Source organism: Gordonia sp. UBA7599, assembly GCA_002477755.1.
Lineage (GTDB): Bacteria > Actinomycetota > Actinomycetes > Mycobacteriales > Mycobacteriaceae > Gordonia.
On sequence record DLKD01000020.1, the window covers coordinates 1 to 11296 of the forward strand.

General features: G+C 68.9%; 14 protein-coding genes. 7 read left to right on the plus strand and 7 right to left on the minus strand.

The features are described from left to right. Nucleotides 1–32: 32 nt before the first annotated feature. Nucleotides 33–290 carry a hypothetical protein gene (locus B4L26_RS02300; protein ID WP_290715352.1) on the minus strand — a complete coding sequence of 86 codons (258 nt, stop codon included), beginning with the start codon at nt 288–290 and terminating at the stop codon, nt 33–35. On the opposite strand from B4L26_RS02300, the gene B4L26_RS02305 reads away from it, so the two are divergent. The 3 genes from B4L26_RS02305 to B4L26_RS02315 all read left to right on the plus strand — a co-directional run bounded on the left by B4L26_RS02305 (nt 268) and on the right by B4L26_RS02315 (nt 3640). Next, complete coding sequence (locus tag B4L26_RS02305; RefSeq protein WP_290715354.1) at nt 268–891, plus strand: hypothetical protein; 624 nt, start codon at nt 268–270, stop codon at nt 889–891. The two genes, B4L26_RS02300 and B4L26_RS02305, sit on opposite strands and share 23 nt — an antisense overlap. 141 nt (nt 892–1032) lie before the next feature. Then, entirely contained in the window at nt 1033–2616 is a 1584-nt protein-coding gene (locus B4L26_RS02310) for a Rieske 2Fe-2S domain-containing protein (protein WP_290715356.1), read from the plus strand. A gap of 4 nt (nt 2617–2620) precedes the next feature. Continuing rightward, on the plus strand, nt 2621–3640 hold the full coding sequence (locus B4L26_RS02315; RefSeq protein WP_290715358.1) for an isopenicillin N synthase family dioxygenase: 1020 nt from the start codon (nt 2621–2623) through the stop codon (nt 3638–3640). A 26-nt stretch (nt 3641–3666) separates the two neighbouring features. On the opposite strand, the gene B4L26_RS02320 is transcribed toward B4L26_RS02315, so the two are convergent. The 3 genes from B4L26_RS02320 to serS are packed head-to-tail and all read right to left on the minus strand — an operon-like array spanning nt 3667 to nt 6295. Further along, complete coding sequence (locus B4L26_RS02320; protein WP_290715360.1) at nt 3667–4527, minus strand: hypothetical protein; 861 nt, start codon at nt 4525–4527, stop codon at nt 3667–3669. Beyond that, complete coding sequence (locus B4L26_RS02325) at nt 4518–5042, minus strand: hypothetical protein (protein ID WP_290715363.1); 525 nt, start codon at nt 5040–5042, stop codon at nt 4518–4520. The genes B4L26_RS02320 and B4L26_RS02325 overlap by 10 nt, the downstream gene beginning before the upstream one ends. Beyond that, nucleotides 5039–6295: a serine--tRNA ligase gene (gene serS / locus B4L26_RS02330; RefSeq protein WP_290715366.1), complete on the minus strand. Its 1257-nt coding sequence runs from the start codon at nt 6293–6295 to the stop codon at nt 5039–5041. Before serS ends, B4L26_RS02325 begins: the two co-directional genes overlap by 4 nt. 46 nt (nt 6296–6341) lie before the next feature. Here serS and B4L26_RS02335 point away from each other — a divergent pair, with 46 nt between their 5' ends. Then, nucleotides 6342–7544 (plus strand): septum formation family protein, encoded by a 1203-nt coding sequence (locus B4L26_RS02335; protein ID WP_290715369.1) that lies wholly within the window; start codon nt 6342–6344, stop codon nt 7542–7544. 2 nt (nt 7545–7546) lie between these two features. Further along, nucleotides 7547–7891, plus strand: a complete 345-nt coding sequence (locus tag B4L26_RS02340) for a metallopeptidase family protein (RefSeq protein ID WP_290715371.1) — start codon at nt 7547–7549, stop codon at nt 7889–7891. A 22-nt stretch (nt 7892–7913) separates the two neighbouring features. Here B4L26_RS02340 and B4L26_RS02345 read toward each other — a convergent pair whose 3' ends face one another. Beyond that, nucleotides 7914–8606, minus strand: coding sequence for a histidine phosphatase family protein (locus B4L26_RS02345; protein WP_290715374.1), 693 nt, complete (start codon nt 8604–8606; stop codon nt 7914–7916). Further along, nucleotides 8606–9562 (minus strand): prephenate dehydratase, encoded by a 957-nt coding sequence (gene pheA / locus B4L26_RS02350; RefSeq protein WP_290715376.1) that lies wholly within the window; start codon nt 9560–9562, stop codon nt 8606–8608. The genes B4L26_RS02345 and pheA overlap by 1 nt, the downstream gene beginning before the upstream one ends. Nucleotides 9563–9730: 168 nt before the next feature. On the opposite strand from pheA, the gene B4L26_RS02355 reads away from it, so the two are divergent. Together B4L26_RS02355 and crcB are read left to right on the plus strand one after the other, a co-directional pair. Next, on the plus strand, nt 9731–10195 hold the full coding sequence (locus B4L26_RS02355; protein ID WP_290715378.1) for a fluoride efflux transporter FluC: 465 nt from the start codon (nt 9731–9733) through the stop codon (nt 10193–10195). Next, nucleotides 10192–10575 carry a fluoride efflux transporter CrcB gene (crcB, locus tag B4L26_RS02360; protein WP_290715380.1) on the plus strand — a complete coding sequence of 128 codons (384 nt, stop codon included), beginning with the start codon at nt 10192–10194 and terminating at the stop codon, nt 10573–10575. Before B4L26_RS02355 ends, crcB begins: the two co-directional genes overlap by 4 nt. Before the next feature lie 24 nt (nt 10576–10599). Here crcB and B4L26_RS02365 read toward each other — a convergent pair. Next, on the minus strand, nt 10600–11296 hold a 697-nt coding region (locus B4L26_RS02365), incomplete at its 5' end, for a CPBP family intramembrane glutamic endopeptidase (protein ID WP_290715383.1).

The following is an 11296-nucleotide window of genomic DNA, read 5'->3' on the forward strand; positions in this document are numbered from 1 at the left end:
AACGCCCTCGCAGGGGCACGGGGGCGCCCGGCTCAGCCCGCAAGCACAGCAAGCAGCCCGAGCGCATAGCAGCCCTCCGCGCTGGCATCCTCGAACTCGGCCAGCTCGGCGCCAAGCGCAAGCTGCAGCCGGTAGCCCGCGGCCAGGCGCTCGAGGCGCAGCGGCGCGTCGGGCCCGATCGCGGCCGCGGCCAAGCCTGTCCACGCGGCGCAGGCACCCGCGCGCAGCGTCGCGCCGTCGGTCCCGGGCAACCAGATGATGATCGTCGTGTCACTCGCCCCGGTCGGCATGGCCGGACCCGCCGCCCCGACGCCGATCGTGCTCACCGCCAAGCCCGCCCCGAAGAAGGTCGCCGGTGGTCCCCGGTACGCCAATGAGGTGCAGTGGGGGATGCAGTACGCCGGTGACGGCGCATCGGCCGGCGTCGGTCTGGGTGCGGTGTACGGCGGTATCGCCGGCGCCGCTATCGGCGGCACCCTCGGTGGCATCGTCGCGGCCCTGGCCAGCGTCATCAGCGGTGGAACCCTGACCATCCCCATGGTGCTCGTCGGAGTCGGGATTGGTGCCGCCGCCGGCGGTTTGGCCGGCGTCGTGATCGGCGGCGTGATCGGCGCCGTCAGTGGCGCGGTCCGCGGCTACAACGAGGGCGTCGCCGACGCCCAGTACTACAACCGGATGCTGCGCGCTAACGCCCAGGGCGTCTCCGCGACCCGCACGATCACCGCGAGCAAGCCCGCCTCCAAGGCGGTTCCGGTTCAGCGCCTGGACCAGTCCGCCCTCACGCCGCCGCGGGAGATCCCCGACGTGAAGCTGCCCCCGGAGGCACACCGGTTCATCGACGAGGCCAAGCTCGCGTTCGCCCGCGCGTTCGGCATCCCGACCCCGAAGTGAGGCACAGCGCCTGACCGAGGGCTCGTCCCCGACCAAGGTCCCCCCGTCTGGAATCGAGTTCCGGGCGGGGGGACGTTTATCCTCGAAGGACGTGCCGTCCCCCGTGGACGGCCACAGCCCATCAGTTCGGAAGGCAAGCAAGTGCAGATCACCAGCGTCGGTCACGCGGGGTTCCACATCCAGACCAAGGCCGGTTCCATCCTGTGCGACCCGTGGGTCAACCCCGCCTACTTCGCGTCGTGGATCCCCTTCCCCGACAACACCGAACTCGACTGGCGCCAGCTCGGGCAGTGCGACTACCTCTACGTCAGCCACTTGCACCGCGATCACTTCGACGAGAAGAACCTGCGCGAGAACGTCTCCAAGGACGCGACGGTCCTGCTCCCCGACTACCCGGTGCCCGACCTCAAACGCGAACTCGAGGCGCTGGGCTTCACCAAGTTCATCGAGACCGTCGATTCGCAGAAGCACCGGGTGAGCGGTCCCAAGGGTGACCTCGACGTCATGATCATCGCGCTGCGCGCGCCCGCCGACGGCCCGATCGGCGACTCAGGCCTGATCGTCTCCGACGGTGAGACGACCTGCTTCAACATGAACGACGCCCGTCCCATCGACCTCGACGTCGTCGCGGAGGAGTTCGGCCACGTAGACATCCACCTGCTGCAGTACTCGGGCGCCATCTGGTACCCGATGGTCTACGACATCCCCCGCAAGTCGAAAGCCAACTTCGCCAAGCAGAAGCGCCAGCGCGGCATGGACCGGGCGCGGTCCTACATCGAGCAGGTCGGCGCCACGTGGGTGGTGCCGTCGGCCGGACCGCCGATGTTCCTCGACGACGACCTGTTCGTCCTCAACGACTTCAACACCGGCAGCGAATCCGACCAGGCGTCGATCTTCCCCGACCAGGCGGAGTTCCTGGAGCAGATGACGACCCACGGCACCGACGACGGTGTGAAGCACCGCGGCCTGATGATGGTGTCCGGGTCGACCGTCGAGCTGCGCGGCTCCGATCTCGTCGAGCTGAGCCACCCGTATCCACCCGACGAGGTCTTCGGCGAGAACAAACAGGGCTACCTGGAACGGATGAAGGCGAAGTTCGCGCCGATCATCGCCGCGGAGAAGGCGACGTGGGCACCCGCGCAGGGCGAGCCGCTACTCCCGCAGCTCAAGGAAACCTTCGAGCCGATCATGAAGGATTCCGACCTCATCTCCGACGGCATCGGCTACCCCGTCGGGCTCGTCGTCGGGGAAGAAACCTTTGTCCTCGACTTCCCCAATCGCACCGTGCGCATGCGCGAGGAGGGCGACGGCAAATACCGCTACGGCTTCCGCATCGCACCCGAACTGGTGCGCACCGTCCTGCGCGACGACGAGCCGGACTGGGTGAACACGATCTTCCTCTCGACGCGGTTTACGACGTGGCGCGTCGGCGGCTACAACGAGTTCCTCTACACCTTCTTCAAGTGCCTCACCGAGGAGCGCATCCATTACGCCGACGGCTGGTTCGCCGAGGCCCACGACGACTCCGCGTCGATCTGCAAGGACGGCTGGGAAATGCAGCGCCGCTGCCCGCACTTGAAGGCCGATCTGGAGAAGTTCGGCGTCATCGAGGGCGACAAGCTCACCTGCAACCTGCACGGTTGGCAGTGGGACCTGGCGTCGGGCCGCTGCCTGACGTCCAAGGGCCACGAGATCCGGGCGCAGAAGCTCGTCACCGAGAGCTGAGGCCATGACCGAGTCCGGGCCCGCCACCCTTCCCGTGGTCGATATGTCCCTACTCGACGGCGACGAGGCCGACCAGGCAGCGTTCCGCGATGCACTGCTGCAGGCCACCCACGAGGTCGGATTCTTCTACCTCGTCGGGCACGGCATCGGCCGCGACGTGCGTGAGGAGCTCTTTGCCACAGCGCGCGACTTCTTCGCGCTGCCCGACGACGACAAGTTTGCCGTCGAGATGCTGCGCAGCCCACACTTCCGCGGATATACCCGCTTCGGCGGCGAGTACACACAGGGTGCGATCGACTGGCGCGAACAGATCGATCTGGCCGCCGAGTACGAGGCGCTCGACGACGATGCACGGGCCACGGCGCCTGCCTACCTCCGCCTCGACGGCCCCAACCTGTGGCCGCCCGCCCAACCGGAGCTTCGTGATGTGCTCACCGATTGGCAGGACCGCTGCAGCGCATTGGGTTTGCGCCTCATGCGGCAGTGGGCGGTTTCCCTCGGATCACCCGAGGACGTGTTCGACGAGGCTTTCGCGCACCACCCGTCGACGCTGATCAAGCTGGTCCGCTATCCCGGCCGCGAGGAGTCCGCCGACCGCCAAGGTGTCGGCGCACACAAGGACCCGGGCGTCTTGACGCTGCTGCTCGTCGAACCCGGCAAGGGCGGCCTGCAGGTGCAGTTCGGCGACCGCTGGATCGATGCGCCACCGTTGGACGACGCCTTCGTCGTGAACATCGGCGAGGCGATGGAGTTCGCCACCGACGGGTACCTGAAGGCGACGATGCACCGCGTGCAGTCCCCGCCGCCCGGTACCGAGCGACTGTCCGTGCCGTTCTTCTTCAACCCGGCACTGGCGTCGACGATGCCGAAAATCGACCTCCCTCCGGCACTAGCCGCGCAGGCCCCCGGCGTGACCGAGGATCCGTCGAATCCGATCTCGGGCACCTTCGGCGAGAACATGCTCAAGGCCCGCCTGCGCGCCCATCCCGACGTCGCGGCCCGCCACCACGCCGATTTGGTCTAACCACGGGCTGGGGGCGGTGATCGCCCCTACCCGAGTTCGCCGACCTGGCCCAGCGCGATGGTGGCCGCACCGGCCACGGCCAGGATGAAGGCGAGCACCGCCACCGGCGCCCACCCTGCGCGGATCTGATCGCCAAGAAGGGTCAGGCCCACGGCCCCGGGAATCACGGTCTCGCCGACAACCAGCGCGGCGGCCGCTGCATTAACCGAACCCGCCTGTAGCGCCACGGTGAACAGGTAGAAGCCGCCGACCCCGGCGACGACGACCGCATAGGCGGCCGGGTCGGTCAGCAAGTGCGGCAACTCGAACGGATCAACCCCGTCGACGATGCGCACGGAAGTGGCCATCACCCCGAAGAGCGCGCCAGCCGTCAGGCCGGCCGCGGCCGCCACCATCGGCCCGGTCGAGGCCTTCAGCAGCACCAACCCGCCGACGATCAGCACACCGGCGGCCACGAGCACACCCCCGTGCATCACGGCGTGGTGCGCGCCGGCCCAGCCGGACCCCAGATCACCCTCCTGTCCGGCGACCGATGACAGCACGACCAGCGCGACGACGACGGTGATGATGGCCAGCTTGTCCCGTCGCGACAGCACGACGCGGAGGAAGACGCCCGCGGCCACCGCCGTCACGATCAAGCTGGCCGCGACGATCGGCTGGGCCAGGAACAGCGGCAATTCCCGATCGGCGATCAGGTTGCCGACGAAGCCAATCACGTCCAGGGCCATGCCCAGCAGGAACGGCAGGGCCAGCATCGTCGCGATGGTGGACCGCAGGGTGGGCTTACCGTCGGAGGGCCCCTCGTCGCCCGCGGCCCGGGCCTGCAGCACGGACGCGAGGCCGTAGGCCAGCGCCGCCACGATGGCGGCGGCGAGCCCTAGACCCATTCGGAACGCTCACTGTGACCGGCGGTCCGGAATCCGATTCCGGCTGCGACCGCGACGACGACCAGCCAGAACACAGCGCCCAGGATCGTCGGGAGGACCAGCACATCGCGGCCGCCGACCAAGTCGTCGACACCGGCGAAAGCGCCGAGGTCGGTGAACAGGTTGCCGTACACCATCGACGGGACGGCCACGGCGACGAGGAGCATCACGACGACTGCCGCCGCGAGCGCCGCCAGTCCGAAGAAGAACCAGCGGATCGCCGACTGCCACTGGCCGCCGGTGGCGAACAGTGCCAGGCCAAGCACGGACAGCGCCTCGAAGGCGACGACCACGACTGCCCAGCCCAACGGCACGATTGCGGGGATGGTGCCGATGTCGTCGCCGAGATAGAACCCCAGGCCCGACCAGCGCATCGGGACACCGCGGTCCTCGAGCGACACCCACGGCAGCAGCGCCATCGCCGCGGCGATCAACGCCGGTACGACGGCGAGCAAGGCGCAGGTGCGGATGCTCATCGCTTGGGCTCGAGGACTTCGCGGCCGACGCTTGCCGCCAACGCCGGAGGAAGGACCACCGAACCATCCGGCTGCTGGTGGTTCTCGAGGATCGCGACGATCCACCGGGTGGTCGCCAGCGTGCCGTTGAGAGTTGCGGCGGTCTGCGGCTTGCCGTTCTCGTCGCGGTAACGGATCGAGAGGCGGCGCGCCTGGAAGGTCGTGCAGTTCGACGTCGAGGTCAACTCGCGGTAGGTCTGCTGGGTGGGCACCCACGCCTCGCAGTCGAACTTGCGGGCAGCCGAGCTGCCCAGGTCTCCGCCGGCAATGTCGATGACCCGGTAGGGCACGTCGATGGCGTCGAGCATCTCGCGCTCCCACCCGAGCAGCCGCAGGTGCTCGGCCTGGGCCTCCTCCGGTCGGCAGTAGACGAAGCCCTCGACCTTGTCGAACTGGTGCACGCGGATGATGCCGCGGGTGTCCTTGCCGTAGCTGCCGGCCTCCCGGCGGAAGCAGCTCGACCAACCGGCATAGCGCTTCGGCCCGTCGGACAGGTCGATGATTTCGTTGCTGTGATAGCCGGCCAGCGGCACCTCTGACGTCCCGACGAGGTACAGGTCGTCGTCGGGCAGGTGGTAGACCTCGTCGGCGTGGGCGCCGAGGAAACCGGTGCCGCCCATGATCTCGGGGCGCACGAGCACCGGCGGGATCATCAGTTCGAAACCGTTGCGCACGGCCATCTGCGCGGCCAGATTCAACAGCCCAAGCTGTAGCAGCGCGCCGTTGCCGGTGAGGAAGTAGAACCGCGAGCCCGATACTTTGGCGCCGCGCTCCATGTCGATGAGGCCCAGTGACTCGCCGAGTTCGAGGTGGTCCTTCGGGTCGGCGATATCGCGCGGCTGCCCGACGGTCTCGAGGAGGACGAAGTCGTCCTCCCCGCCTGCCGGCGCGCCCGCCACGATGTTGGAAAGCGCGCGCTGGACGGTGTGCGCCTCCTCGTCGGCCTCGTTCTGGGCGGCGACGGCCGCCTTCACCTGCTCGGCGAGTTCCTTGCCGCGCGCCAGCAACTGCGCCTTCTCTTCACCGGCTGCCTTGCCGACGAGTTTGCCGAGGGACTTCTGCTCTGCGCGCAGATTGTCCGCCTCGGCGACCGCGGCGCGGCGTCGGGCATCGGCGTCGAGGGCGCGGTCCACGAGTGCGGGATCCTCACCTCGGATGCGCTGCGATTCGCGGACCGATTCGGGGTCGTCGCGAAGAGTCTTGAGGTCGATCACCTCCCAGAGCCTACTCATGGCACACCGGGCAGGCATGATGGAGGGGATGAGTTCCGACGATGAGGTCACGATGCCCGACGAGCAGCCCGCCGACGCGCCGTCCGCCGACACCAACAGCACCACCACGCCCGATACCGCCGCCCCGGGCGTGGTGCCCAGCGACGACGCACCGGCGGGCCGGGCGAGTCGGTGGCGCTCGGCCCTGGTCACCCATCCGCTGCGCGTAATCCTCGTCGCCGGTGTGGTCGGTTCGGTCGCACTGGCCACCACCGCTTACGCGAGTGGTTTCATCGAGGGTTCCGGTCGAGTCGGCGGCACAAAGATCGGCGTCGGCGAGCGCGTGGCGCAGGATGCCTTCACGCAATCCACTGCGGGCGACTGCCTGCAGTGGGAGCAGGGCAAGCCCGGTGCGCCGACCAAGGTCGAGTGCAGCGAACCCCATCGGTTCGAGGTGGCGGCTGCGGTCGACGGCCGGATCGTCCCCGGTGGCGAGTTCGCCCCGGATGCGAAGTGGCCCGGGCCGGAGAGGTTCTCCGTCATCCGCTCCGAGCAGTGCCCGGTCCTGGTCGCGGGTTATCTCGATGGCCGCTTCGACCCGCAGGGCCGCTTCGTGCCCAGCCTCATCTACCCGTCGGAGGCCCAGTGGAAACGGGGTCAGCGCGACATGCGCTGCGGTCTGATCGAGCAGGGGGTCGGCGGCACCGAGATGGAGGTCGTCGGCCGGGTCGCCGAGCTCGACCAGTCACAGCAATGGCAACCGGGAACGTGCATCGGCATCGACCCGGTGACGCACCAGCCGACGTTCCCGGTGAATTGCGCCGAGCCGCACGCGTTTCAGACGACGGGCCTCATCGACATGTCGGCACGCTTCGGCGCCCGAACGTCCGGCAAGCCGTGGCCCGGCATTGAGGAGCAGAACAAGTTCCTCACCCCGATCTGCCCGGTCCAGGCGCACCGCTTCATGGGCGGCAAGAACAAGTTCGACAAGACGACCCTGAACATCCAGTGGTCGACGGTGTCGGAGATCGGCTGGCTCGCCGGCAGCCGCAAGGCGGTCTGCTACATGGGCCTGCCTTTCAAGGGCGGCTTTGCGACGCTGGTCGGCGACGCCCGGGCGCAGCTGTTGATCAACGGCAAGATCCCGACCCCGCCGCCGGCCGCACCGCCGGGCCGCGCGCTCCCGACACCGGTGCCGATGCCCCCGGGTATCGCGCCAAACCCGGCCGAAGTGCCCGCGCCGGCCGGTTAAGGATGCGGATCGGCCACCGCGAGTTCGAGAACCTCGTGGGTGACGCCCTCGACGAGATCCCGTCCGAGCTCACCCGCGAGATGTCGAACGTCGTCATCCTCATCGAGCCCAGCCACCCGGAGGACCCGCACCTCCTCGGCCTGTATGAGGGCGTGGCGCTGACGGAACGCACGATCGACTACGGCGGTTTCCTCCCGGACACCATCACGATCTACCGAGACTCGCTCCTCGCCATCTGCGCGACCGAAGAGGAGGTGCGCGAGCAGGTGCGCATCACCGTGATCCACGAGGTCGCCCACCACTTCGGCATCGACGACGAGTGGCTCCACCGCAACGGCTGGGGATAACCGGGCGGCGATCGCGCGGGTCCTAGCCCATCGGATCGACGACGCTCTCGTCATCGTCGGCTGGGCCAGCACCATTGGCGGTGAACGGTGCCACGTGCTCACCCCAGCGGTGTGCGGTCCACGGCTGCTCGGCACCGGGGGTGAACCCGAGCTCGACGGAACCGGTGTTGAGCAGATAGTTGCGGGCGGCGAATTCCGGCTCGAGCTGCGCCAATCGAGCGGCGACCAGGCGAATCGCCGCGCCGTGGCTGACGACGTAGACGTCGCGGCCGTCAGGTCCGACGAGGTAGCGACTCACGATGTCGTCGATGGCCGGAACGTAGCGCGCCACCACGTCGTCGAGCGATTCACCACCGGGTATCGGGACCGCCGTCTCGCCGTGGTGCCAGCGCTGCACGACGGAGGCGAAGGTGTCGTAGGCCTCCTTGTCGAAGCGGTCCTCAAGATCGCCGGCCTGAACCTCGTGCAGCCCGTCGGCGACATCGGGGTCAATTCCCCACAGCCCACCGATGACTTCGGCAGTCTGCTGCGCGCGCACCGCGCGCGAGGAGATCAGTACCGGGGGTTGGACCGCCTCGACGCGGCGCTCCAGCGCGAATCGCGCGGCTTGCCGAACGCCGAAGTCGGTGAGTGCGGCACCCGGCATCGCCGTGTCGAGGCGCTTCATCACATTGGAGGTGGTCTCGCCGTGACGGACCAAGTACAGCCTCGCCATCAGGGTGCCTCGCCAGCGATACCGCCCCGCAACGCGGCGAACCAGGCCTCGCTCTCGCGGTGGTCGGGCGGCGGGGTGCCGCTTGCGCCATCGACCGGCCACGATCCGAGGAACACGACCCGCTCTACGTCGCGGTGCAGCGCGCGAAGCGCCTCGCCGATGGCGGCGTCGTCGAGGTGGCCGACGGCATCGATGTAGAAGCGGTACTGCACCCGGGGCCCAGAACCCCGACGCGGCCGCGACTCGATGCGGGTCAGGTCGATGCCGCGGGCGGCGAACTCGTCGAGTGCCGCGAGCAGGCTGCCGGGACGGTTGGGGAGGTCGACGATGACGCTGGTGCGGTCCTTGCCGGTGCGGGCCGGTACCGGACCCGGACGGGCGAGCAAGACAAAGCGGGTTGCTGCGTCGTCACTGTCGGCGACCCCCTCGGCCAGGACCGTCAGGCCGTTGGCTTCCGCGGCGACCGGGGTGGTGACCGCCGCGTCGGCGAGGCCGGCGGCAACGTCGGCTGCGGCCGCGGCGTTCGATGAGGCGAGGACGACCTCGGCGTTGGGGAACAGCGCCGCCAGGCTCGCGCGCACCTGACCGGCCGCGACGGGATAGGCGGCGATCGTCGCGACGTCAGCGGCGGCGACTGACTGCGCCGCGGCGATGGTGAAGGCGATGTCGAGGACCGTCTCAGCGAAGATCTGGACCCGATCGGCCTCGGTTTCCGGGACCAGCGCATCCATCGTCGCGGGGACCGAGCCCTCCAGCGAACTTTCGACGGGCACACAGCCGATGTCGGCGGCGCCGGAACGAACCGACTCGATGACCGCGACCGGGCTCCCCAGCGACAGCCACGAAACGTCACCGGCGGCGACGCCCGCCAACGGACCCGCCCCGGTTTCGACGAAGCGCTTGGCCGCCATTTCGGTAAAGGTTCCGGCGGGACCGAAGTAGGCGATCACGGGCACGGTCTCAGGTTAGCCGTATACTGGTCTCGGCGGTGCGCATGCGCCGCCGAGGTGATGGATCTCGCCGGGGCGCCCGACGCCCGACCCGCCGCTGCGGCTGATAGTTCCTGGTCAACGATCGATTCCGGCTGCCCGGAATCACCTGGCCACGAAAGGAACGCCGCACCGATGACACGCCTGCGCCCCGTCCTTCGCGACTCCCCCGGCTTGGTCCTGGTGCTTGTCGGCGGCGCCGCCGGTACTGCCGCGCGGTTACACCTCGAACAAGCCGTCCCCACCGAATCCGGGCGCTGGCCGCTGGCAACGTTCGCCATCAACTTCGTCGGCGCGTTTGTTCTCGGAGCGCTGCTGGAGTACCTCGCCTCGTCACGACTGCCCGACGAGACGGCCCGCCGGATCCGGCTGTTCGGCGGTACCGGACTGTGCGGCGGGTTCACGACATACAGCACATTCGCCGACGAGCAGGTGCTGCTGATCCGCGACGGTCATCTGCCGCTGGCGCTGGGCTACGGCGGGGCGACGCTGCTGGTCGGGGCAATCGGCACGGTTGCCGGGCTCGCCGTCGGCGCCCGGCTCGCGCCCCGGACCGAGCTGGCCGAACCGGCGATCGTCGACCCGGAGACACCGCAATGAACGCGTGGACGGTCGCGGCCTACGCGGCGGGCGGTGCGGGCTCGCTGCTGCGCTACCTCGTCGATGCGGCGACGAAAGCCCGGGTGACCGCGCAGCTGCCCCTGGCGACCATCGGGATCAACATCGTCGGCTCGGCGTTGCTGGGCCTCATCACCGGCCTGGTCCTGTTCGCCAGCGCACCGTCGACCCTGGCGCTGATCGTCGGCACCGGCTTTTGCGGTGGTTTCACCACCTTTTCGACGGCAAGCTTCGAGACCGTCGCATTGGCTCGGCGCGGCGAGAACCGGTTGGCTCTCGTCAACGTGCTCGGCACGTGGGTCGCGGCAACCCTGGCGTGCGGCGGGGGCATGTGGCTGGCCTGGTTGCTCCACGGACTGTGACTACGGCGCACTTTAGTGGTGCCGTTACTTCCGTAGCTCGCTGATTCCCAGCCGGTCCCCGATGAGAAGGAACCCAACGAAAGCGACGACGTCGATGACTGCGTGGGCGATCACGAGCGGCCACAGCCGTCCGGTGCGCTGATAGAAGCGCCCGAACACCAGCCCCATCACAACGTTCCCCAGTCCACCGCCGATGCCCTGGTAGAGGTGGTAGCTCCCCCGCAGCAGTGCGCTGGACGCGAGCGCGGAGGCATCGCGCAGTCCGAGCTGGCGCAGGCGGACGAGCAGATAGGCGACGACGACGACCTCCTCGGCCACCGCGTTCCCGATAGCAATGGCGATCAGCATCGGGATCTGCCACCACGGGCCGTCGGTGTCGCCGGGGACCAGGGCTGCGTTCATCCCCACCGCGTGCGCGAGGACCACCAGTCCGAGGCCGGGCAGTCCGATCAGGGCGGCCAGGCCCAGACCGTAGGGCACATCCCCGCGGGCGGGGCGTCGGGTCAAGCCGACCACCGTGAGGCGGATCCCGCTGCGCCACAACAGGTATCCCGCAAGCACTGCCATCCCAGCGAGGCGCACCACGGATATCGCCTGGCGAGCCGCATCGATCCAGGCGATATCCGAGCGCGACGGGTTGAGTGCGACGGTGGTCTGGTCGATCCCTCCCGTCAATTGGGCCTCGACGAGTGCCAGGATCGCCAGCAGCGCCGACGAGCCG